General features: G+C 51.1%; 21 protein-coding genes. 13 read left to right on the top strand and 8 right to left on the bottom strand.

All coding sequences use genetic code 11. From position 1 onward, the window contains the following. Positions 1–5: 5 nt before the first annotated feature. Together ACZ5R2_RS02690 and ACZ5R2_RS02685 are read right to left on the bottom strand one after the other, a co-directional pair. Positions 6–1,358 carry a sigma-54-dependent transcriptional regulator gene (locus ACZ5R2_RS02690; RefSeq protein WP_464902290.1) on the bottom strand — a complete coding sequence of 451 codons (1,353 nt, stop codon included), beginning with the start codon at positions 1,356–1,358 and terminating at the stop codon, positions 6–8. Positions 1,359–1,381: 23 nt separating this feature from the next. Further along, complete coding sequence (locus ACZ5R2_RS02685) at positions 1,382–2,245, bottom strand: MotY family protein (RefSeq protein ID WP_464900921.1); 864 nt, start codon at positions 2,243–2,245, stop codon at positions 1,382–1,384. 625 nt (positions 2,246–2,870) lie between these two features. On the opposite strand from ACZ5R2_RS02685, the gene ACZ5R2_RS02680 reads away from it, so the two are divergent. From ACZ5R2_RS02680 to flhA, 7 genes are read left to right on the top strand one after another with little or no spacing between them, the layout of a single operon-like run. Then, entirely contained in the window at positions 2,871–3,743 is an 873-nt protein-coding gene (locus tag ACZ5R2_RS02680; protein WP_464900920.1) for a FliM/FliN family flagellar motor switch protein, read from the top strand. A 2-nt stretch (positions 3,744–3,745) separates the two neighbouring features. Further along, positions 3,746–4,114, top strand: coding sequence for a flagellar motor switch protein FliN (fliN, locus tag ACZ5R2_RS02675; protein ID WP_464900919.1), 369 nt, complete (start codon positions 3,746–3,748; stop codon positions 4,112–4,114). Continuing rightward, positions 4,098–4,871 (top strand): flagellar type III secretion system pore protein FliP, encoded by a 774-nt coding sequence (gene fliP / locus ACZ5R2_RS02670; RefSeq protein WP_464900918.1) that lies wholly within the window; start codon positions 4,098–4,100, stop codon positions 4,869–4,871. The genes fliN and fliP overlap by 17 nt, the downstream gene beginning before the upstream one ends. Positions 4,872–4,873: 2 nt before the next feature. Next, a complete protein-coding gene (locus ACZ5R2_RS02665; protein WP_438459732.1) occupies positions 4,874–5,140 on the top strand; it encodes a flagellar biosynthetic protein FliQ in 267 nt (88 codons plus the stop codon). Between the two features lie 5 nt (positions 5,141–5,145). Continuing rightward, positions 5,146–5,919: a flagellar biosynthetic protein FliR gene (gene fliR, locus ACZ5R2_RS02660; RefSeq protein WP_464900917.1), complete on the top strand. Its 774-nt coding sequence runs from the start codon at positions 5,146–5,148 to the stop codon at positions 5,917–5,919. A gap of 2 nt (positions 5,920–5,921) precedes the next feature. After that, the gene (gene flhB, locus ACZ5R2_RS02655) at positions 5,922–7,055 is read left to right on the top strand and encodes a flagellar biosynthesis protein FlhB (RefSeq protein ID WP_464900916.1); all 1,134 of its coding nucleotides are present in this window, start codon (positions 5,922–5,924) and stop codon (positions 7,053–7,055) included. A 55-nt stretch (positions 7,056–7,110) separates the two neighbouring features. Next, positions 7,111–9,204, top strand: a complete 2,094-nt coding sequence (gene flhA, locus ACZ5R2_RS02650) for a flagellar biosynthesis protein FlhA (protein WP_464900915.1) — start codon at positions 7,111–7,113, stop codon at positions 9,202–9,204. A gap of 169 nt (positions 9,205–9,373) precedes the next feature. Here the strand turns inward: flhA and epmA are convergent, their stop codons facing one another. Then, the gene (gene epmA, locus ACZ5R2_RS02645) at positions 9,374–10,351 is read right to left on the bottom strand and encodes an elongation factor P--(R)-beta-lysine ligase (protein WP_464900914.1); all 978 of its coding nucleotides are present in this window, start codon (positions 10,349–10,351) and stop codon (positions 9,374–9,376) included. A gap of 326 nt (positions 10,352–10,677) precedes the next feature. On the opposite strand from epmA, the gene frdA reads away from it, so the two are divergent. The 4 genes from frdA to frdD are packed head-to-tail and all read left to right on the top strand — an operon-like array spanning position 10,678 to position 14,036. Next, entirely contained in the window at positions 10,678–12,501 is a 1,824-nt protein-coding gene (frdA, locus tag ACZ5R2_RS02640) for a fumarate reductase (quinol) flavoprotein subunit (RefSeq protein WP_464900913.1), read from the top strand. Next, positions 12,501–13,259 (top strand): succinate dehydrogenase/fumarate reductase iron-sulfur subunit, encoded by a 759-nt coding sequence (locus ACZ5R2_RS02635; protein ID WP_438475377.1) that lies wholly within the window; start codon positions 12,501–12,503, stop codon positions 13,257–13,259. Before frdA ends, ACZ5R2_RS02635 begins: the two co-directional genes overlap by 1 nt. A 2-nt stretch (positions 13,260–13,261) precedes the next feature. Continuing rightward, positions 13,262–13,645, top strand: a complete 384-nt coding sequence (gene frdC, locus ACZ5R2_RS02630) for a fumarate reductase subunit FrdC (protein ID WP_464900912.1) — start codon at positions 13,262–13,264, stop codon at positions 13,643–13,645. Positions 13,646–13,655: 10 nt separating this feature from the next. Then, a complete protein-coding gene (gene frdD / locus ACZ5R2_RS02625; RefSeq protein ID WP_464900911.1) occupies positions 13,656–14,036 on the top strand; it encodes a fumarate reductase subunit FrdD in 381 nt (126 codons plus the stop codon). Positions 14,037–14,301: 265 nt separating this feature from the next. Here frdD and hslU read toward each other — a convergent pair whose 3' ends face one another. The 5 genes from hslU to priA all read right to left on the bottom strand — a co-directional run bounded on the left by hslU (position 14,302) and on the right by priA (position 20,609). Further along, positions 14,302–15,633, bottom strand: a complete 1,332-nt coding sequence (gene hslU, locus ACZ5R2_RS02620) for an HslU--HslV peptidase ATPase subunit (RefSeq protein WP_464900910.1) — start codon at positions 15,631–15,633, stop codon at positions 14,302–14,304. A gap of 58 nt (positions 15,634–15,691) precedes the next feature. Further along, positions 15,692–16,231: an ATP-dependent protease subunit HslV gene (gene hslV, locus ACZ5R2_RS02615; protein WP_464900909.1), complete on the bottom strand. Its 540-nt coding sequence runs from the start codon at positions 16,229–16,231 to the stop codon at positions 15,692–15,694. Positions 16,232–16,563: 332 nt separating this feature from the next. Further along, positions 16,564–17,118: an SPOR domain-containing protein gene (locus tag ACZ5R2_RS02610; RefSeq protein ID WP_464902289.1), complete on the bottom strand. Its 555-nt coding sequence runs from the start codon at positions 17,116–17,118 to the stop codon at positions 16,564–16,566. Between the two features lie 134 nt (positions 17,119–17,252). Further along, on the bottom strand, positions 17,253–18,299 hold the full coding sequence (gene cytR, locus ACZ5R2_RS02605) for a DNA-binding transcriptional regulator CytR (RefSeq protein ID WP_464902288.1): 1,047 nt from the start codon (positions 18,297–18,299) through the stop codon (positions 17,253–17,255). A 114-nt stretch (positions 18,300–18,413) separates the two neighbouring features. Continuing rightward, a complete protein-coding gene (priA, locus tag ACZ5R2_RS02600; protein ID WP_464900908.1) occupies positions 18,414–20,609 on the bottom strand; it encodes a primosomal protein N' in 2,196 nt (731 codons plus the stop codon). 277 nt (positions 20,610–20,886) lie between these two features. Between priA and rpmE the strand changes: the two genes are divergently transcribed. Next, on the top strand, positions 20,887–21,105 hold the full coding sequence (rpmE, locus tag ACZ5R2_RS02595; RefSeq protein ID WP_375751702.1) for a 50S ribosomal protein L31: 219 nt from the start codon (positions 20,887–20,889) through the stop codon (positions 21,103–21,105). Between the two features lie 251 nt (positions 21,106–21,356). Next, on the top strand, positions 21,357–22,640 hold the full coding sequence (locus ACZ5R2_RS02590; RefSeq protein WP_464900907.1) for a malic enzyme-like NAD(P)-binding protein: 1,284 nt from the start codon (positions 21,357–21,359) through the stop codon (positions 22,638–22,640). Positions 22,641–22,784: the final 144 nt, after the last annotated feature.

The following is a 22,784-nucleotide window of genomic DNA, read 5'->3' as shown; positions in this document are numbered from 1 at the left end:
CTTAGTTAAGCCGCGCTATGGGCATACTGGCGGACGGCGTCGACATCAATTCCCTGCTCACGCATCGCCGCAAGTTTGTATCTCAGCGCGCGGGTGGTGATACCAAGCGCTTCAGCAGTGAGATTTCTGCGTCCATCAAACCTGGCCAGGGTATCGAGTATGTATTGGTTTTCTGCCTGCTTTTTGGTTGACTTAAGTCGTTCTTGGACCGCCACAGGTGGGGCTTGGGTCACTGCTGCTTGAGGCTGAATGCCAGCAAGGTTTTGCAGCATCAAATCCTGGGGAGTGATCCAGGTGCTGTGGCGCATCACCAAGGCGCGTTGAATGGTGTTTTCAAGCTCACGAATATTACCGACCCAGTCATAGCCGAGCAGTGCCTGCTGCGCCTCTGCCGTTAAGCGGCAGGTTTCTGTACAACCTCGGTTGTACTTGGCAATAAAGTGCTCCGCCAGTGGCAAGATGTCTTCTTTGCGCTCTCGCAGCGGTGGCCACTGAAGTGGCAGCACATCGAGCCGATAGTAGAGATCTTGGCGGAACTGTCGCTCACTCACAGCGCGCTGCAAGTCGACGTTAGTTGCCGCAATAATACGAATATCCAAATCGATCGCTTTGTGGCTACCCAAGCGCTCGACTTGACGCTCTTGCAAGACACGCAGCAGCTTTGCTTGCACCGCGAGTGGCATTTCACCAATCTCATCGAGCAGCAAGGTACCGCCATTGGCCTCTTCAAATTTACCTGCCTGCGCGGAGGTGGCGCCAGTAAAGGCCCCTTTGACATGACCGAATAACACAGCCTCTAGCATAGATTCTGGGATAGCCGCGCAGTTGATCGCTACAAAAGGCCCCTCACGACGAAACGAGTGACGATGAACATACTGAGCTAGGACCTCTTTACCGGTCCCCGATTCACCGGTGATCAACACGGTGGCATCGGTTTGCGCAGCGCGATGAGCAAGCTGTAAGACCTGTTGGCTGCGCCAGCTGATCGCCACCAACTGAGAAGAAGATTGACGCACCGTCGAGACACGCTGGACCAAATCGGTGAGCTGCTGTGGCTGATACGGCTGCAGCAGATAATCAGACGCACCGAGGCGCATCGCCTCACTGGCCAACTGATTATGTACGTAATCAACAATCGCGATGGTGGTTGAAAGAGGGGCAAGGTTTTTCGAGCGCTCGATAACCTCAAGCAGTGACATATCACTCAGCTCTGACGATACAATCAAGATTGAATCTGGCGCGGCGCTCAATCTAATAAGCGCATCAAATCCAGACTCAACCCAGTGGAACCCATAGCCTGCTTGTGCTAATTCTCTGCCTGCTGCCGCTGATTGCTGGGCGCAGGCATGAGCAAAAATTACCTCGGGTCGAGAAGAAAAGCTCACGAGTTGCCTCCTTGCACCAAGCGGACTTGCACGCGACGATTTTTTTTGCGATTCGACTCGTTGATGTTCGGTACCATAGGGTAACGTTGGCCATGTGCTCGCAGCTGGATCTTGTTGCCGTCTACGCCATGGTTAATCAGCTGATTTCTCACTTGAACCGCGCGCTGACGTGATAGGTCGAGATTACTCAGAGAGTGACCCTCGTTATCCGTATGGCCATCAATAAGAATGTGCGATAAAGAGCTATCGTAATTTATGTAGGTCGCCAAATCTTTTAGCGTTTGAATATCTTGCTCAGCCAGCTCTACTTGGTTGGTGGCAAAATGGAACTGGTTGTCTTGCGCTCCGGCAAAGTCCATTGGTAGCAGCTCAGCCATACAGCGTTTCATGTCTTGCAGGCCAGCCGTGAAATTGACCGCTGGAATATCCCAGTGAACGGCATTGCCAGTGTGCTCATCACGCGCAGAGACTTGAACCCATGCCCCCTGCTCCATCTGATTGAGCAGTGACTTGATTGCCGTCTCATCATAGAAACTCAACCCATAGTCACCAGTGACATCACCATCAAGCCATCGATCAACCGACTTTTCGATACGCCAAACCTGCTTGTTGATACTCAGCCAAGCCGATTCAACCGCCACAGGTCTTTGGAAGGTCTCAAGCGTAAACACCGGTGATTGACCTGAGCGAACCAAGATGCGCGCCTGACCATCGAATTTAAGCGCAGTTTCCATCTGACAGTGGAAGCTATCGCCACTGTAGCGCCATTCAATCAGATCAAGCGGCTTTTGCATCGTTTGGGCAAGCAGTTGGCCTGGTATCAATATGACACCAATGACAAGTAATTTAGTGAAATCCATCTCTACTCCTTAAGCCACACAATAAAATCTGAATCCCTTGCAACTGATGCAGCCTAGATGTTAAACGGCTCAAGCGACACTCTCACGCCATGAGCAACGACTAAATGCAATGCGGAATCAGGAAAGAAATTTAAATAACAATTTGAACTAGAATAATAAAATCTTGAATATGCTATTTTCTGTAAATAATAAATACCACCACAATTGAGTGACTTATTTTTAGCGATTGGGTAAAGATCACATTCGCCTACTTATTGATCAGAAATATTAATACACGGTTACAGTTGCGTGTATTTTTCACTTTGCTGACAATGTTAACTTTAAGTAAATAACACCTTTCAAACAAGTTAAATACACCGCGCCTTTACATTAAGATGCTGTATTTTATGTAATTATTACAAAATTCACTCTGCATGACGCAATTCACACATTACATAAAAATTAAATATTTCCGCCTAAAAAGTCAAAACTGAGATCTTGGTTCACTATGCTTAAAAAACACATATTAATTTCATGCCATATAAGGCTTAATGTCTGCAAAGTAACGCGCTTATATAATGCTCAATAAGTTTCTAGGTATATAGCGCCTGTAAATTGTCATTATTCCAACTATTTCAGATGCCATATGAAGAGCAATACTACTAACCAGCACACCAGTCCGGTCACCAGTGATAACGATGCATTTAATATCGATCCAATCACTTTGGGTCGACCATTAAATATTGCTAAAAATAATCTTACACCAAAGATTAGCCGTGCCGAAAAAGCGCTGACTGTGACGCTCAATGCCATGACTAAACGTAACGATTGTCGAGTACGCTTATGTCATCTTGGCCTAGAAATGCGTACGACTGAGGTGTCTTACCAAGCGCCGGTTCATTTTACTCATGAAAGGCATGGTGGAGACTGCATGCTTGAGGTGAGCCCCGCCTTGCTCACTCGTCTAGCAGATGCGTTCTATGGTGGTACGCCATGCTTTAACACACCCGCACAAGAGTCTGAAGGGTTACTGCTGCTCAATGCTAGTGAGCAACGAGTCCAAGCGCGCTTAGCGAAAGTTATCTTGCAGCAACTCGATACCTCATGGCGCGAGAATACACACACTGCGCCACTGAGCAGCTGCTGTCTCAACGCTCACTTTGAGCTTACCGTCGGCGAAGTCGTTGGCAAGCTTAGCCTGCAGATGGATGATGAGCTCCTTATCGCACTGGGCCAAGCCAGCAACACAGTCGAGTTAGACCCACAAGAGCTTGCCGACCGACGTCATAAACAGCTTTGCAAGATCCCGGTGCAGTTGAATGCTGTGCTGGCTCAGCAGACGATGTCGCTTGAGCAAGTGACGCAGTTGAAAGTTGGCGACATCATCACCTCCGATATCCAAGAAATTGTTGAAGTAAGTGCTGGAGCGCAAAAGCTGTATCGTGCACGCGTTTCCGAGCAAAACAACCATTTGGTCTTGCAGATCACGGACCACCTTAATCCAGCAGAGAATTTTTGATTATGACTGAGCTAAACCTATCACTTGAAGATGATTTGAACTTCGACTCCAATGTCGGTGACCTATTTTCTGAGCCAAACCCTGTCGCAGCGGCTGAGGCGCCGACAACGGCACCGCGCGAGCTGAGCTTCTTCCGCCAGATCCCGGTATCCGTCACCCTCGAAGTCGCCAGCACCTCTATCTCTCTTGGTGAACTGATGCAAGTAGGACCTAACTCAGTGATCGAGCTCGACAAGCTTAACGGTGAGCCACTGGATGTGAAGGTCAATGGTCACCTGCTTGGTCACGCCGAGGTGGTCGTCATCAACGATAAGTATGGCCTGCGCCTAACCAATATCGCAGAAGATGCTCTGAATGAAGTTTCGCTCTAAGCAATTATCCAAGCAGCTCATTATTGGGCTGCTATTGATCACCGGGCTGGGGCTGTTTTCAACCCTGGCCTTTGCTGATCAAGGCATTCCATTTATCACCGTTAACGACGGTGACAGCAGTGAAGAGTACTCGGTCAAGGTTCAGATCTTAGTCTTGATGACCGCCCTCTCCTTCCTGCCCGCCATGCTGCTGATGATGACTAGTTTCACGCGCATCATTATTGTTCTAGCGATCCTGCGTCAAGCGCTCGGCCTGCAGCAGAGTCCGCCGAACCGTATTTTGATTGGTATTGCGTTAACCATGACTATGCTGGTGATGAAGCCAGTTTGGACTCCTATTTACGAAGACGCGTATCAGCCCTACGAGGCCGGTGAGATCACCCTGCAGCAGGCGTTTTCTGTCGCTGAGCAGCCAGTTCGCCAATTCATGCTCAGCCAGACCTATGAGACCGCCCTTGAGCAGATGCTGCGTATCGCCAACGAACCACTGAATATGGCACCAGAGGAAATCAGCTTCGCCGTACTGATGCCAGCCTTTGTGATCAGTGAGCTCAAGACCGCGTTTCAGATTGGCTTTATGCTGTTTATTCCGTTTTTAATCATCGATATCGTGGTTGCCAGTGTGCTGATGGCCATGGGTATGATGATGCTTTCCCCTTTGATCATCTCCTTACCATTCAAGCTGATGGTGTTTGTGATGGTGGATGGCTGGGCGATGACGGTTGGCAGCCTGAGCGCCAGCTTTGGAGGGCTCTAGCCATGAACCCAGCAATCGCTAACCTCTACGCCGATGCCATTTTTATGATCATTACTATGGTGGTGGTATTGATTGGGCCGAGTCTATTGGTGGGTTTGGTGGTGGCGATTTTCCAGGCCACCACCCAAATCAATGAGCAAACGATGAGCTTCTTACCTCGTCTGCTCACCACACTGTTGATGTTGATCTTTGCCGGGGGCTGGCTGCTGCGCAATATCAGCACCTTTTTTACCGATCTGTTTTACACCATCCCAACCATCGTAAGTTAGGTCGAATGTACGCGGTTAGTTTTGCTGAAATCACGGCGCTGCTCGGTCAGGTATGGTGGCCCTTTTTTCGCTTGTCCGCCGCATTCATCACCATGCCCTTCTACGGTGATGGCTATATCAGCCCCAGAATTCGCATTCTTCTCGCTCTGGTGATCGCCGCCGTTGCAGGGCCACTATTGCCCGCGATGCCCGAGGTTGACCCTATTTCTATTCAGGCCGTTGCCATCGCCCTAGAGCAGGTGGCTATCGGCGCGCTGCTCGGCCTGACTCTGCATTTTCTGTTTGCTGCCATGGCGATGGTCGGTCAGATCATGTCGATGCAGATGGGCCTTGGTATGGCAATGATGAATGACCCTGCCAATGGCATCTCCGTTGCCCTGCTGGGTAACTACTTTTTGATGTTCACCACCTTGATGTTCCTGTCTCTTGATGGCCATTTAGTCGCGCTTGATGTGGTCATTCAAAGCTTTGAGCGCTTCCCGGTCGGCGCGGGTATCAGTGAATTGTCACTCACTTACTTCATTGGCTTGTTTGGCTGGATGATGGTCGCCGCTGTATCGATCGCCTTACCGACTATCGCCGCCATGCTGACGGTTAACTTGACCTTCGGTGTGATGAACCGTGCCGCACCATCGCTGAACGTCTTTGCCCTTGGCTTTCCGATGTCGATGATGCTCGGCCTGTGTGCCGTGTTGCTCTCCCTGTCGGGGCTGCCAAGCATCTATGCTGAGCTGGCGCACGACATTCTTGAACAAATGCGCCAAATGGGAGGTAGCTAGCCATGGCTGAAAATCAAAGCAGTCAAGACAAAAGCGAGAAACCCAGTCCCCAGAAACTGCGCAAAGCCAAACAGGAAGGTCAGGCGGCGCGCTCGAAAGAGTTTGTCGTTGGGGTTTTGTTTATTGCTATCGCCCTATTTCTTTGGGCATATGGTCACTATCTCGGCCAGCAGGCACAGAAGCTGTTTACGATTAACTACCAGCTCTCGTTTCAGGAGCTGCGCCAGCCAGACATCATGACGCGCAAATTAACTGAGAGTGTCTTGCTGCTAGGTGGTTTGTTTATCCCTATGGCAGCGGTGCTGATATTGGTGACAATTTTAAGCTCAATGATCCCAGGCGGCTGGGTGATGTCACTTAAGCTTATCAAGCCAAAGCTAAGCAAAATCAGCCCGATTGAGGGATTTAAACGCCTGTTTTCGATCAAGTCCTTGGTCGAGCTCGCCAAGTCGATACTCAAGGTTGTCTTTATCGGCGGCGTGCTGTATTGGCTACTGAGCAGTAATCTGGCCAATCTGATCGCCGCGCAGCGTGCCCCGCTTGAGCAAGGGATCAGTACCACCTTGGGCCACCTGATCAAAGCTCTGATCTATTTCGGTTTTGTCGTGCTTCTGATTGGCCTTATCGATATGCCCTATCAGCTATGGAATCACACCAAGCAGCTAAAGATGACCAAGCAAGAGGTCAAAGAAGAGCATAAAAACGCTGAAGGTAGCCCTGAGATTAAGCAGAAGATCAAACAGTTGCAGCAACAGATGTCGCGTCGTCGAATCGATAATTCGGTGCCAACGGCGGATGTGGTGATCACCAACCCGACCCACTACGCCGTGGCAATCAAGTATGACCTATCGCGCGCCGGTGCTCCGTTTGTCGTCGCCAAGGGTGAGGATGAGATGGCGCTGCGCATCCAAGCGGTGGCAAGGCAACATGATGTCGAGATCCTCAACCTGCCACCATTGACCCGAGCAGTGTACTTTAATACCCGCGTCGACCAAGAGGTGCCAGGTCCACTGTTTGTCGCTATTGCCCATGTACTGACCTACGTGATGCAACTGAAAGAGTACCGACAAGATCGCTCGCGAAAACCAACGCCGTTACCGCCATTGGTTATTCCTAAAGCGCTGCGCCACGATTAACCCATTGAATTAACCCTGACCACTTACACAATCGCCATATCGAGTAGATATTCCTATGAAAGAAAGACTAAATTTAATATTTCCAGCGATTAAAAATAGTTACTTTGGCATCCCGATCCTACTGCTAACCGTGTTGGCAATGGTGATCCTTCCGTTGCCACCAGTACTACTTGATGCGCTATTTATCTTTAATATCGTACTGTCGGTGATCGTGCTTTTGGTCGCGGTCTCCAGTCAGCGACCACTTGAGTTCAGTGTCTTCCCGACCATCTTGCTTATCGCCACCCTGATGCGCCTCACGCTCAACGTCGCCTCGACGCGCGTGGTGTTACTCGAGGGTCACAACGGGGGCGATGCCGCTGGTAAGGTGATTCAAGCGTTTGGTAATGTGGTAATTGGCGGTAACTACTTTGTCGGTATCGTAGTGTTTATCATCTTGATGATTATCAACTTTGTGGTGATCACCAAAGGTGGTGAGCGTATCTCCGAGGTCTCTGCGCGCTTTACCCTTGACTCGCTACCCGGCAAACAGATGGCGATTGATGCCGACCTAAACGCCGGTATCATCGACCAGAACCAGGCCAAAGAGCGTCGCCGTGAGATCGCGCGTGAGGCGGACTTCTATGGCTCGATGGATGGTGCCTCGAAGTTTGTTCGTGGTGATGCGATTGCCGGGATGCTGATCCTGATCATCAACATTCTCGGTGGTGTAACCATAGGTATGGTTCAGCATGACCTCGCCGCAAGTGAAGCCTTCCAACGCTTTGCCCTGCTCACTATTGGTGACGGCTTGGTCGCACAAATACCTTCACTGCTGCTTGCGGTTGCCGCTGCCATCATTGTGACCCGAGTCAGTGACTCCGGTGAGCTATCGGATGATGTGCAAAAGCAGATGCTGGCTTCTCCAGTAACACTCGCGACAGCCAGTGGCATCATGCTTATTATCGGTATCGTACCGGGCATGCCACATTTGGCCTTCTTCAGCTTTGCCGCTCTGCTCGCCTTCGCGGCGTGGAAACAGGGTCGCAAACACCTCGACCCTGAGCCCCTTGAGCAAGCCGAGGCCGTGGCTGAGGCCGTGGCTCAAGACGAGGCACCCACGCTTGACTGGCAAGATGTCCCACATGTTCATCCACTCTCGCTTGAGCTTGGCTATCGCCTGGTGAACCTAGTGGATAAAAACCAAGGTGAGCCACTCGCGTTGCGTGTACGCGGCGTGCGCAAGACCATTACAGAACAAGCAGGTTTCTTGATCCCAGAGATCGCTATTCGCGATAACCTTAAGCTTAAGCCAACTCAATACACCATCTCGCTGTATGGTGAGACCCTCGCCAAGGGCGAGATTGACCCTGAGCGCTTGATGGCGTTGGCAACCGGTGAAGTCTATGGTCAACTAGATGGTGTACTCGCAAAAGACCCAGCGTATCAGCTTGATGCAGTATGGATTGAGCCCAACAATAAGCCGCAGGCACTAAACCTAGGTTATTCGGTTGTCGATGGCGCGACGGTGATTGCCACTCACCTGAGTAAAATCATCAAAGAGCACACCGCAGAGCTGTTTAATCACGATGATGTCGAGCGCGTGATGGAGCGTCTTGCCCAGCACTCGCCAAAACTGGCAGAAAGCCTAGCAACGCAGCTGACCCACCAGCAACAGATGCGTATCTATCGCCAACTACTGGCGGATCAAGTCCCAGTCAAGGACACTCTCAACATCTCTTCAATCATGCTAGAAAGCAGTGAAGTGACCAAAGATGCGATCCTTATCGCCTCAGATATCCGCTGCGGCCTCAAACGCACGCTCACCAACCACCTGGTTGGTACGGGCAATGACTTTAATATCTTTACCCTCAGCGATAATCTGGAAAAGATGCTAATGACCGCCCTAAACAAAGCCCAACAAGCTGGCAGTGTCGCCTTAGACAGCTTCCCAGTAGAGCCAAACCTACTCGCGCAGCTACAACAAAACATGCCCAACATCCGCGAGCAACTAAAACAAAACGGTTTCAAACCGGTTCTATTGGTTGCACCACAACTACGCCCCCTCCTATCCCGCTACGCACGCACCTTTGCTAAGGGTTTGATTGTTCTGTCTTACAACGAGATCCCAGAGGACAAGAACATCAATGTGCTTGGACACTTAGGGTAGAGGCGAGAGGCGAGAGGCGAGAGGCGAGAGGCGAGAGGCGAGAGGCGAGAGGCGAGAGGCGAGAGGCGAGAGGCGAGAAAACCTCTCAACCTCTGCCACTGCTGTCAAGTATTACACCCCTCGAGCGCAGCGTACTCGCAGTGAAACGATCTCGACTCTCGATTCTGCTTCACGCCCTTGGAAAAGCAAACGCTGTAACCTCGTCAATATGACTACACCCAAGCGCCAACATAATAAGCCTGTCGATTCCAAGCGCGACGCCCGCGCACTTGGGTAGACCGGCTTCGAGAGCGGCGATCAGGTGGTGATCGATGGGTTGGGGTTTGAGGCCCATTTCAAGTCGTTTTTGGTTGTCTTGTTCAAAGCGGGTCAATTGCTCTTGCGGGTTGTCGAGTTCGTGGAAGCCATTGGCGAGCTCGATACCTTTAAAGTACACCTCGAACCTATCGGCAACCCGCGGATCGGCTGGATTAATTTTTGCCAGGGCGGCTTGGCTGGCTGGGAAGTCGTAGACAAAGGCTGGCGCGTTTTGGCCAATCTTGACCTCAACACCGACGCTAAACAGCAGCTGGAGCAAGGTGTCACGGTCTTGCTCTGGCAGTGCAATATCAGCAAGACCCAAGGTGACGGCGACCTGTTTTAGCTCATCCATTGAGGCTTCGAGTGGGCATACCCCAAGAACAGAGAGAAAAGCTTGCTGATAGGTCATGCGCTCGGCTGGCGCACTGTTTAACACTTGCTGCAACAGCTCATCCATCTCATTCATCAAGGCATGGTGGTCAAAGCCGACTCGATACCACTCGAGCATGGTGAATTCCGGGTTGTGGTAGCGGCCGTTTTCTTCGTTACGAAACGCTTTATTGATCTGATAGATACACCCACTGCCCGCGGCAAGCAGACGTTTCATGTGAAACTCTGGGCTGGTCATCAGGTACAGAGTTTGTCCATTGGTGTACTCGGGACCGACAAACTCAGTATCAAACGTATGCAGATGGATGTCGGTGACGGTGGCATGGCTCATCGCTGGTGTATCGACCTCCATCACCTCACGCTGGGCGAAAAAATCACGGATCTGGGCAATGATGCGTGCACGCTGTTTGAGCTGAGTAATAGAAGCAGAAGGCTGCCATGCTTGGGAGTTCGACATACGTAATTCTCATGATATTTGACCGCCGTAGTGTACTTGTTCATCGCCCTAGACCCAAGCGTTTCGCCTACTGTTCAACCCATTATCAGCCGGTGAGCCTAGTCACAGTTTGCTGCAAATCTCGCTTGTCTGGCTGAAATTCCGCCGCAAAAACCTAAGTAAATCAATTTTTCCTTCATCTGGGTCTTTTACACTGGGCTACCACTTTGGGATAGGTGGCATTATTGAGCCTTTCATTGATGATTTTATGCATGGGCTCAGACTAGAAAAAAGAAGATTAGAGCGGTATAAACCGCTGATTTCACTTACACACCTGGAGGATAACTGTGAAAACAATTACCACAGATATCGCAGTAATTGGCGCTGGTGGCGCTGGCCTGAGAACCGCAATCGCTGCGGCTGAAGCAAACCCAGAACTAGAGATTGCTCTGATTTCTAAAGTCTACCCAATGCGCTCTCACACCGTTGCGGCGGAAGGTGGCTCAGCTGCCGTCATCAAAGATGAAGACAGCCTTGATAACCACTTTAACGACACCGTTGGCGGTGGCGATTGGCTGTGTGAACAAGACGTTGTTGAATTCTTCGTTGAGAACTCAACCCGCGAAATGATTCAGATGGAACAATGGGGTTGCCCATGGAGCCGTAAAGAGAACGGCGAAGTGAACGTGCGCCGCTTTGGTGGCATGAAGGTTGAGCGTACTTGGTTTGCCGCGGATAAAACCGGCTTCCATATGCTGCACACCCTTTTCCAAACCTCGATTAAATACAGCAACATCAACCGCTTTGACGAATACTTCGTCGTCGACCTGATTGTCGATGAGGGCGAAGTGCAAGGTTTGGTCGCCATCCACATGTCTGAGGGTGAACTGGTCACCATCAAGGCAAAATCAGTCGTGCTTGCCACTGGTGGCGCGGGCCGCGTTTATCACTGTAACACCAACGGCGGCATCGTGACTGGCGACGGCATGGCAATGGCTTATCGTCATGGCGTGCCACTGCGTGATATGGAATTTGTTCAATACCACCCAACCGGCCTTCCTGGCACCGGTATCCTGATGACCGAGGGTTGTCGTGGTGAGGGCGGGATCATCGTCAATAAAGATGGCTACCGTTACCTGCAAGATTACGGCATGGGACCGGAAACGCCGGTTGGCGAGCCGAAAAACAAATACATGGAACTGGGTCCTCGCGACAAGGTTTCACAAGCCTTCTGGCATGAGCAGCAAAAAGGCAACACCATCAAGCACCCTCTTGGTGATGTAGTGCATCTCGACCTGACTCACCTCGGTGAAGAGTACCTGCAAGAGCGTCTGCCGTTTATCTGTGAGCTATCGAAAGCCTACGTTAACGTTGACCCAGCCAAAGAGCCGATCCCAATCCGTCCAACGGTGCACTACACCATGGGTGGTATTGAGACTGACAAACAGTGTGAGACACGCATTAAAGGCCTGTTTGCGGTTGGTGAGTGTGCGTCGGTTGGTCTGCACGGTGCGAACCGTTTGGGCTCAAACTCACTGGCTGAGTTCGTGGTGTTTGGCCGCGTCGCGGGTGAAAACGCGGTTAAGCGTGTGGAAGAGTTCAAGGGTTGGAACCAAGACGCCATCGACAGCCAAGTTAAGGCGGTTGAAGAGCGCATCACTGCGCTGCTAAACCAAGAAGGCGACGAGAACTGGGCTGATATCCGCACGGAAATGGGTCACACCATGGAAGCAGGCTGTGGTATCTACCGTCAAGAAGATCTGATGCAGGCAACCATCGAGAAGCTGCAGTCGCTAAAACAGCGCTACAAAAAAGTCAGCATCAAGGACAAAGGCAAGGTGTTCAACACTGATCTGCTCTATGCGATTGAGGTTGGCTATGGACTAGAAGTGGCCGAGGCCATGGTTCACTCGGCTATCTTGCGTAAAGAGTCTCGTGGTGCCCACCAGCGCCTAGATGAGGGTTGTACTGAGCGTGATGACGAGTTGTTCCTGAAACACTCGCTGGCCTTCTACGAAGCCGATGCCGATCCACGTATCGACTACAGCGATGTGACTATCACTAAGTCTCAACCAAAAGCGCGTCTCTACGGTGAAGCGGCAGAAAAAGCGGCGGCGGAAGAGAAGAAGGCTGCAGAGCAAGCCGAGAATAAGGAAGAGGAGCAAGCCTAATGTCATCTACTCGTATTCAGAAAGTTGAGATCCTGCGCTACGACCCTGAGCGTGACGCAGAACCTTTCTTCCAGACTTTTGAGGTGCCATTTGATGAAACCATGTCTATTTTGGACGCACTGGGCTACATCAAAGACAACCTAGATAAAAACCTGTCGTACCGCTGGTCTTGCCGTATGGCAATCTGTGGCTCTTGTGGCCTGATGGTCGACGGTGTGCCTAAGCTGGCATGTAAGAGCTTCTTACGTGACTACCCGAACGGCGTGAAGATTGAGCCACTGGCCAATTTCCCGATCGAGAAAGACCTGATTGTTGATATGACGCCGTTTATCGAGCGTCTCGAGGCCATTAAGCCTTACATTATTGGCAATGACCGCACGCCAGAAGACGGCGCTAACATCCAAACTCCAGAGCAGATGGCGCGCTACAAGCAGTTCGCTGGCTGTATCAACTGTGGTTTGTGTTATGCGGCGTGTCCTCAGTTTGGTCTCAACCCTGAGTTTGTTGGCCCAGCAGCGCTGACGCTGGCGCATCGCTACAACCTGGATAGCCGTGATAATGGCGCCGACGAGCGTATGTCGATCATCAATGGTGAAAACGGCGCTTGGGGCTGTACCTTTGTTGGCTACTGCTCTGAGGTCTGTCCGAAGAACGTTGACCCAGCAGCGGCTGTGAACCAAGGTAAAGTCGCCTCATCAATGGACTTTGTTATCGCGATGCTTAAGCCTGATGGTAAGCCTGTGGCAGAGGAAGTGTAATTATGAGTAATCGTAAACCTTACGTGCGCGAGGTAAAGCGCACTTGGTGGAAAAACCACGCCTTCTATCGTTTCTACATGCTGCGTGAAGCGACGGTGCTGCCACTGATCTTATTTACCCTGTTTTTGACCTTCGGCCTTGGCGCTTTGGTTAAGGGCCCTGAAGCTTGGCAAACCTGGCTGGCATTTATGGCTAACCCATTGGTGGTTGGTATTAACCTGGTTGCTCTGGCGGGTAGTCTGTTCCATGCACACACCTTCTTTAGCATGATGCCGCAGGTTATGCCGATCAAACTTAAGGGTAAGTCAGTCGATAAACGACTGATTGTGCTAGCACAATGGGCAGCCGTTGCCTTTATCTCACTCGTCGTATTGATTATTGTCTAAGGAGTTTATCGTGAGTCATACCAACTTTAAGGTAGATACTGCCCCGAAACGCTCGGACGAGCCAATATGGTGGGGACTGTTTGGCGCTGGCGGCACTTGGTTCGCTATGCTGACCCCAATCACAGTGTTTGTATTAGGCGTACTGGTCCCGCTAGGCATCATTGATGCAGAGGCCCTGAGCTACGATCGCGCGCGCGACTTTGTCGGCTCGATCATCGGCGGCCTATTCATCATCGCCACCCTAGCCCTCCCGATGTGGCATGCCATGCACCGCCTACACCACGGCATGCACGACCTAAAATTCCACACAGGCGTGGTTGGGAAGATCGCTTGTTATTGGTTTGCTTCGGCGATTACCTTACTCGCTATTATTTTCGTGTTAATGGTCTAAAAGCCGCAGGCTTTTCAGGGGCGAGGTGCGAGTACGCTAGCGCTACGGGGAGCGAGGAGTTTATCGTTACTGGCGACGTTCTCACTCTCCCTGGCCTCTCCGCTTAAGCCAACAAAAAAAGCCATTGGCGATGCCATTGGCTTTTTATTGTGTAAAGCGCAGAGTTATAAGAAGGAATGCATAGCCATCCACACCAACGGAAACCCTCGCTCCTCGTAGGGCAAAGCCCGTCCCCGAACCTCGCCCCTTAAAGCGCTATCGCGCTTTAGAGAATAAAGCGACTCAAATCCTCATCCTCAACCAGCTCACCCAACTTGGCCTTCACATAAGCTTGGTCGATGACTAGCTCGCTGCCGGCTTTGTCGGTGGCTTCGAATGAGATCTCGTCCATTAGGCGCTCCATGACCGTGTGTAGGCGGCGGGCACCGATGTTTTCAGTGGTTTCGTTCACCTGCCAGGCGGCGTCTGCGATCTGGTTGATGCCATCTTCAGTGAAGCTCACGTTGACGTCTTCGGTCTTCATTAGTGCTGAGTACTGCTCGGTCAGAGATGCCTTAGGCTCGGTTAGGATACGCTTGAAGTCATCACTAGAAAGCGCTTCGAGCTCAACGCGGATTGGCAGACGGCCTTGCAGCTCAGGGATCAGATCCGATGGCTTGGCTACCTGGAAAGCACCCGAGGTGATAAACAGGATATGGTCGGTTTTGACCATGCCGTGCTTGGTCGATACTGTGCTGCCTTCAATCAGTGGCAGCAAGTCACGCTGAACACCCTCACGCGAGACATCTGGGCCTGAGCTTTCGCCGCGTTTACAGATCTTGTCAATCTCATCGATAAATACGATGCCGTTGTTCTCTACGTTGCTGATGGCGCTCTCTTTAAGCTCTTCTTGGTTGACCAGCTTGGCCGCTTCTTCTTCCGTCAGCGCCTTGAAAGCGTCCTTGATCTTAAGCTTGCGCTTTTTCTTGGTGTCGCCCGCCAGGTTTTGGAACATGCCCTGAAGCTGGTTGGTCATCTCTTCCATGCCTGGAGGCGCCATGATCTCAACGCCCATTTGCGGCGCAGCGACATCAACCTCAATCTCTTTGTCATCGAGCTTGCCTTCGCGCAGTTTCTTGCGGAAGATTTGGCGTGTATTCGAGTTATCCTCGCTTTGCTCATTTTGACCCCATGCATCGCGGGCCGGTGGCAACAGCGCATCAAGAATACGTTCTTCTGCCTGCTCTTCTGCGCGGAATTTGACCTTCTCCATTGCTTGTTGATGGGTCATCTTGATCGCCACATCGGTCAGGTCACGAATAATGGTTTCCACCTCTTTACCCACGTAACCCACTTCGGTAAATTTGGTTGCCTCAACCTTAATAAACGGCGCATTGGCCAATTTTGCCAAGCGACGGGCAATTTCGGTTTTACCGACACCAGTTGGGCCAATCATCAAGATGTTCTTTGGCGTTACTTCAGCACGCAAGCTCTCTTCAAGCTGCATACGACGCCAACGGTTACGCAGTGCGATCGCCACCGAGCGCTTGGCCTTATCTTGGCCAATGATATGGCGATTAAGCTCATGAACAATTTCGCGAGGAGTCATTTCAGACATAGGATTTCCTTAATTCTTTGCTTGGCCATAGGCCAGTCGACAACATACTATCTTGGGGTTATTCAGCGTTCGCTGGTATTTCTAGTTCTTCGATAGTGTGGTGATGGTTAGTAAACACGCAGATATCACCAGCAATTTTAAGCGATTTTTCAGCGATCTCTGTTGCATCTAGATCAGTATTCTCAAGCAGCGCAGTTGCCGCAGCTTGGGCAAAACTGCCGCCTGAGCCAATCGCAATCAGGTCGTTCTCTGGCTGAACTACGTCTCCGTTACCCGTGATGATCAGCGATGCCGTCTCATCGGCTACCGCGAGCAGTGCCTCTAGCTTGCGCAGAGCGCGGTCGCTACGCCAGTCTTTCGCCAGCTCAACCGCCGCCTTGGTCAAGTGACCTTGGTGCATCTGCAGCTTGCTCTCAAAGCGCTCAAACAGCGTAAACGCATCGGCTGTGCCGCCGGCAAATCCAGCCAGTACTTTGTTGTTATACAGACGGCGAACCTTGCGTGCGTTCCCTTTCATTACAGTGTTGCCCAGTGACACTTGCCCATCACCAGCAATGACAACTTTATTATTACGGCGAACAGATACAATCGTAGTCATGATTCGAGCCTCTAATTAGAATTTCACATTGGATATGAAAGTTATATGAGGCTCGGAAAGGGGGAATTCAAGCCCCCCTCTTTTTAGGGGCGAGGTACGGGGACGGGCTGCGCCCTACGAGGAGCGAGGGGTGGGTTACGAAAATTCTGAGGAAAAATAATGGTGTTGATTGCGCTTTAAGTTGCGAGAGGGAATCTGTAATAAGCAACTGGAAACGAAACAGAGAAACAAAAGGTGAGGACCAGCCGATAGCAGGGAGAGCGAAAAAGTAACCACATCGATAAACTCCTCGCTCCCCGAAGCGCCAGCGTCCTCGCGCCTCGCCCCTGCGCTTATTGCGCGGATTGCTTCCAAATCGCACAAGGCTCAATCTTCGCGCGCTCCAAGCGGTGCTTGTCACGCTCGGCGTCGCGTTTCATCTTATAAGGGCCAAGGACGACGCGATACCAGCTACTGCCTTCTTGGTTCACGACTTTGCTCTCGATGCCTTGGAAGGCAATATCCAGCTTACGTGACTCGGCTTGATCTAGAGTTTTATAAGCACCGCACTGCATGATGTATGGGATTTCAGATACTTGGAGCTCTTTGGCTTCCACCTTCACCTCACGGTTTGGTAGAGACTCGACGTAATCCCATTTCTCTTCTGGCTTAGGTGGAAGTTCAGGCTTCGGCTTTGGTTTGACCACTGGCTGTGGCTTGGGTTGCACAGGCGCAGGCTTGGCGGGCTCATCGGCGATATGCAGTTGATATAGGCCATAGCTGAATGTGCCAATCAGCAGGATCGCCAACAGGCCACTGCGCCAAGGTTTCTTCGGCGCAGCACCGCGTTTGGTTGGGCGTCGCGTGTTTCCGCGACCACGTTTTACATAATCTTTTGCCACAACAATATAAAAATAATCAGTGGATGACGCTATGCATGGTAAAGCAGAACGTCTGTTGAGAACAACGATTACCGGTTATGGTGATAAAAAAACACCTAACCGGTTCTATTCAAAGCGTAATTGATATGAGCGACTGCGATTCACACCAGTCTTGGTGGCGCGGCGCTATCGCGGATCACCAGTTCAGTATCCAGAAGGCGCGAGCCTGCTCGAACGTCATTGCCACGCAGCACCTCTAGCATCATTAGCATGGTTTGGCGGCCTATCTCATAGCGAGGCTGAGCGACGGTGGTCAGCGGTGGATCGCAGTACATGCCAAAATCAATGTTATCGAAGCCAACCACCGACAGATCCTGGGGAACTCTAAAGCCAAGTCGCTTCGCCTCTTGAATTGCACCAATCGCTTGGGTATCACAATGGCAGAAGATCGCCGTCGGTGGCTCAGGGTTAGACAGTAATCGACGCACACCAGCCACGCCACCCTCAAAGTTAAAGTCACAGTATTCAACATACTCCGGCTTCATATCCAGCCCGGCTCGGCGCAGCGCTTGCTGATAGCCCTGATGACGAAACTGACACAATGCCGAGGTGTCGGGACCAGACAATTGAGCGATTTTCTTGTGCCCAAGCTGGGCGAGATAGTTCACTGCCTCAAAGGCTGAAGTCAGGTTATCGATGTGCACTGTGGGCAATTCAAGCTCTGGCGCATACTCACAGGCCATGACCATCGGAGGCAAATTCTTCTGCTCAGACTTGCTCACGTCAAACGGCAGATCTGAGCCGAGCAGCAACATGCCGTCAGCCTGCTTAGTGAAAACCAAGTTAACAAAGGAGGACTCACGCTTTTTCTGCTGACCACTGTCACCAAGCAGAACCAAATACCCATGCTCCATCGCCGCATCTTCAATACCACGAATGATCTCTGAGAAGTACGGATCACAGATGTCTGGAATGATGGCAACAATGGTTTTAGATTCATTACGACGCAGATTGCGCGCTAACGAATTGGGTGAATATCCGGCTTCCATCACCGCATCCTCGACTTTCTCGCGAGTGGCGGCGGAGACTTTTTCTGGATTCATCAGTGCACGGGACACCGTCGCTGTCGAAACCCCAGCCAGTAAAGCAACATCCTTCATTGTCGCCATAAGGTTTGTCCTCTTGGTTTCATCTCTATTTTTCTCTATTCGATAAACTAGTGTAAGTATTAATAAATTTTATGTTACGGGACAATTAACATTTTTTGCAGGCAAGTAGTGATGGCCATCACAACCCGCCAAATCTGCCCAATAACTGACCACCTAACTGAGATCTTGTGGTTCGATATCTAGGCTCCAGCGCACCTTTTTTGCCAAAGGCAGCATCGCTATCGCAGGCTTGGCGCTGGCGAGTAATCGCTGCATTTGCCCGCGCGTTTGTGTTTGAAGTAGCAGTTGCCAACGATATTTGCCAGCGCGCTTAGACAGGGGGGCTGGCGTTGGACCCAATACCACATCGCCACCACTAAACAGGGGGTGCGCCTCTAGGGTATGACGAACCTGGCGCAAAAACTGCTCTACAAGTGCATTATCATTCGCTTCAGCCTTAAACAGGGTCAGGAAGCTAAACGGCGGCAACTGAGCCATCTTGCGCTCTTGCAGCGCCGTGTCGGCAAACTGATCGTAACCTTGTTTGAGCAAGGCTTGGAGCAACGTATGCTCTGGATGGTGTGTCTGCAGGATCACCTCACCCCGCTTACTGGCGCGACCCGCACGCCCTGCCACCTGAATAAATAGCTGTGCCAGACGCTCGGAGGCGCGAAAATCGCTGCTGTAGAGCGAGCCATCGACATCCAGCAGCGCAACCAGAGTGACGTTAGGAAAATGGTGTCCCTTGGCGAGCATCTGAGTACCAATCAAGATCTGATGCTCATTGCGCCTTATAGACTCGAGTGCCTCTTCGAGGCTGCCCTTGCGCCGCGTGCTATCTCGATCGATGCGAATCGCACTGTAATCCGGAAACAGTTGGTTAAGCTGCGCTTCAAGCTGCTCAGTCCCAACCCCGACCGTCACTAAGTGAGTACTTCCACACCCATGACACTGGTGAATAACGGGTCTTTGTGATCCGCAATGGTGACAGCGGATCTCATTGCTGTTTTGGTGATAAGTGTAATAGGCCTCACAGCGCTGACATTCAGCGATCCAGCCACACTCATGACACATCAACGCCGGAGAGAAGCCACGCCGATTGAGAAACAGTAATACCTGGTTACCCGAATCCAGGTGCTTGCGCATCTCCGCAATCAATGGCGCAGACAGCCCACCCTCAAGGTACAGCCCCTTGATATCGAGCACCTTATTAGTGGTGGGTTTGGCGTTGCCCGCACGCTGGGTAAGGTGTAAGTGGCTGTACTTGCCGCTGCGTGCATTGTGCAGAGTCTCTAGGGCCGGTGTTGCCGAGCCAAGCACAATCGGGATACCTTGCTTGTTAGCACGCATGATTGCCACATCTCGAGCATGGTAGCGCAAGCTATCTTGCTGTTTGTAGGAGCTATCGTGCTCCTCATCGACGATAATAATGCCGAGATCGGCAAACGGTGTGAGCAAGGCTGAGCGGGTACCAATCACGATGCCACATGCGCGATCGCGCGCCGCGAGCCAAGCATTGAGTCGCTCGGTCTCGTTGAGTCCCGAGTGAACCACAGAGATCGGTACATCAAACCGCGAAGCAAATCGCTCGATCGTTTGTGGCGTAAGACCAATTTCCGGCACCAACACCAAGGCCTGCTGACCGCACTCAAGCACTGGCTTAATTAGATTAAGGTAAACCTCTGTCTTACCCGAGCCAGTGACTCCCTCAAGTAGGAAGCAGCCGTAGCTGCCGCGGTTATTGACGCTGGCAATCGCTACCGCCTGCTCCTCATTGAGCTTGGGTTTATCCGCTGCTTTCTCTACCTCACGTCCCCACGGATGGATAGTAGGCAGTCGCGACTTGGCGCTTATCCAGCCCTTTTCCTCAAGCGCTTTGACCACGCTGGATGAGACGCCTTGTTCTGCGAGCGCCTCGCGCGTCATTCCGCCGTGCTCTAGCAGCTGCAGTGCCAGCGCCTGTTTTTTCGCGCGGCTAAAGCCCGCCATCAACTGAGAGCGCCCCTCTTCACTAAGATGCCACTCTACGATGGCCGTCACTTGGGCGGGCTTGCCCTTTTTCAGCGCAGCAGGCATGGCATTGGCAAAGGTGTCACCGAGTGGATACTGATAGTACTGACTGCACCACACCAGCAGCTGATAAAGAGAGTCTGGCCATAAAGGCTCGCTATCAAGCACAGCCTTGATCGGCTTGAGCTTGTCAAACTCCGACTCGCTGGCAAAGGCGGTCACAATACCAATCAAGGTTTTCGGTCCAAAAGGCACACTGACACGCCCGCCAATCACAGGGAAAAGGTGAGCAGGGATCTCATAGTCAAATGACCTATCCAGCGGAACTGGCAAAGATACACGGGCGATGGTTGGACGCATGGACAAATTGATAAGGTTTGCAGAGGCGACATAGTATACCCAATCTAGCCCTGATCCAATCGCTGAGCCGACTATTGAACAAAAAAGTGGCGATTATTTTATCAAATTGGTTGATCCCAGCCGTTCGTTTCATTAGTATATCGCGCCTTAGTGATATGGCTTGAATTTGTACAATGTGCATTGACAGCGGTATCGCTACTGAAACGTTTTTGTTTAATTACGTGTGGTGTCCAGCGTAGAGTTGGATGGCGACACGGCCTAATTTGAGGTTTTCCCTATGAAAGCTGGTATCCACCCAGAATACAAAGCTGTAACAGCAACTTGTTCTTGCGGCAACACTTTTGAGTTCAACTCAACTCTAGCAAAAGATTCAATCCACCTAGACGTGTGTGACAAATGTCACCCATTCTACACTGGTAAGCAGCGTATCGTTGATACAGGCGGCCGTGTAGATCGCTTCAACAAGCGTTTCGGTGCTCTTTCTTCTAAGAAGTAATTCTTTAGAAGCAAAGCTTGAAAAAGGATGCCCTCGGGTGTCCTTTTTTGTTGCCCGTCATCCGCGTATCAACACCTCATCACAGCCTTACCCCACCCGCTAAAAACCTTCTCAGCTAATTTAGTCGTACGCCGACTTGTAATTTATCCTATTATCAGTAGTTTGTACTGCAGAAATTTCGTTGTGCACTGTCATTGCTCGGTTTGTACAACACTATCGAAACTGAAAACTAGGATTAAAAGCAGACAATTATGTCCGACCATAAACACGACTCAACGCCCCCAACAGCCGAAGAGCAACTCCGTCAGCAAGCGCTTGACTATCATGCCCAACCGACGCCTGGCAAGATTGCCGTTTCACTGACCAAGCCTGCCGATTCAGCGCAAGATCTCGCCCTCGCCTACAGCCCAGGCGTTGCCGAACCGGTGCGTGAAATCGCGGCGAATGCCGACAATGTCTACAAGTACACTGCCAAGGGCAACATGGTCGCGGTTATCTCTAATGGTACCGCGATTTTGGGCCTGGGTAACCTTGGTCCAATGGCATCTAAGCCAGTGATGGAAGGTAAGGCACTACTATTTAAACGCTTTGCTGGTCTTGATTCGATTGATATTGAGGTCAAGCACCGCACCATCGATGAGTTTGTCGATACCGTGGCGAATATTGCCGATACCTTCGGTGGCATTAACTTAGAAGATATTAAAGCGCCTGATTGCTTTGAGATTGAAAAACGCTTGATTGAGCGCTGTGACGTGCCGGTTTTCCATGATGACCAACACGGCACCGCGATTGTGACTGCAGCAGGTATGCTTAATGCGATCGAGCTGCAAGGTAAGAAGCTAGAACAATCGACCATCGTCTGCCTTGGCGCCGGTGCTGCCGCTGTGGCGTGTATGGAGCTGCTGATCAAGTGCGGTGCGATGCGTGAGAAGATCTATATGCTCGACCGTAAAGGCGTTATTCATACTCGTCGTGATGATCTGAATGAGTACAAGCAGTTATTTGCGAATAACACCGATAAGCGCACCCTAGAGGATGTCATTACTGGCGCTGATTTGTTCCTTGGCGTATCAGGTCCGAACCTGCTTTCACCTGATGCGTTAAAACTGATGGCGGACAAGCCTATTGTATTTGCTTGCTCAAACCCAGACCCTGAGATCAAGCCGGAGCTGGCATACCAAGTGCGCGATGACCTGATCATGGGCACCGGTCGCTCTGACTATCCAAACCAGGTCAACAACGTGCTGTGTTTCCCGTTTATCTTCCGTGGAGCACTTGATGTGCGCGCAAGCGAGATTAACGATGCAATGAAGCTGGCAGCAGTTGAGGCGATTCGTCAGCTTGCCAAAGAGCCCGTTCCTGCCGAGGTATTACAGGCTGCAGGTGCAGACAAGCTTGAGTTTGGTCACGACTACATCATTCCAAAACCGATGGACTCACGCCTACTGCCAAGAGTTGCACGTGCAGTTGCACAAGCAGCAGTTGAATCTGGTGTAGCACGCATTGATATGCCAGAAAATTACATGCAAAGCTAATTTGGCCAAAACTTCTAAAAAACCAGTTATTTAGTGATAAATTACTGGTTTTTTATGTTCTATTTCTGTGCTTTTTATTCCAAAATAGTCACTGCACTAACAGTGGGAAATACGTTAGTGCAATAACAAAAATTACATAAAATT

The organism is Vibrio sabulosilitoris, assembly GCF_055391395.1.
The sequence above is the reverse complement of the archived record's forward strand: the minus strand, read 5'-3'. Positions and strand labels throughout refer to the sequence as shown.

Bases quoted from the DNA above. Each gene is read 5' to 3' on its own strand.
- ACZ5R2_RS02685 (WP_464900921.1), bottom strand. From the start codon at position 2,245: ATGGATTTCACTAAATTACTTGTCATTGGTGTCATATTGATACCAGGC.
- ACZ5R2_RS02680 (WP_464900920.1), top strand. From the start codon at position 2,871: ATGAAGAGCAATACTACTAACCAGCACACCAGTCCGGTCACCAGTGAT.
- fliN (WP_464900919.1), top strand. From the start codon at position 3,746: ATGACTGAGCTAAACCTATCACTTGAAGATGATTTGAACTTCGACTCC.
- fliP (WP_464900918.1), top strand. From the start codon at position 4,098: ATGAAGTTTCGCTCTAAGCAATTATCCAAGCAGCTCATTATTGGGCTG.
- ACZ5R2_RS02665 (WP_438459732.1), top strand. From the start codon at position 4,874: ATGAACCCAGCAATCGCTAACCTCTACGCCGATGCCATTTTTATGATC.
- fliR (WP_464900917.1), top strand. From the start codon at position 5,146: ATGTACGCGGTTAGTTTTGCTGAAATCACGGCGCTGCTCGGTCAGGTA.
- flhB (WP_464900916.1), top strand. From the start codon at position 5,922: ATGGCTGAAAATCAAAGCAGTCAAGACAAAAGCGAGAAACCCAGTCCC.
- flhA (WP_464900915.1), top strand. From the start codon at position 7,111: ATGAAAGAAAGACTAAATTTAATATTTCCAGCGATTAAAAATAGTTAC.
- epmA (WP_464900914.1), bottom strand. From the start codon at position 10,351: ATGTCGAACTCCCAAGCATGGCAGCCTTCTGCTTCTATTACTCAGCTC.
- ACZ5R2_RS02635 (WP_438475377.1), top strand. From the start codon at position 12,501: ATGTCATCTACTCGTATTCAGAAAGTTGAGATCCTGCGCTACGACCCT.
- frdC (WP_464900912.1), top strand. From the start codon at position 13,262: ATGAGTAATCGTAAACCTTACGTGCGCGAGGTAAAGCGCACTTGGTGG.
- hslU (WP_464900910.1), bottom strand. From the start codon at position 15,633: ATGTCTGAAATGACTCCTCGCGAAATTGTTCATGAGCTTAATCGCCAT.
- hslV (WP_464900909.1), bottom strand. From the start codon at position 16,231: ATGACTACGATTGTATCTGTTCGCCGTAATAATAAAGTTGTCATTGCT.
- priA (WP_464900908.1), bottom strand. From the start codon at position 20,609: ATGCGTCCAACCATCGCCCGTGTATCTTTGCCAGTTCCGCTGGATAGG.
- rpmE (WP_375751702.1), top strand. From the start codon at position 20,887: ATGAAAGCTGGTATCCACCCAGAATACAAAGCTGTAACAGCAACTTGT.
- ACZ5R2_RS02590 (WP_464900907.1), top strand. From the start codon at position 21,357: ATGTCCGACCATAAACACGACTCAACGCCCCCAACAGCCGAAGAGCAA.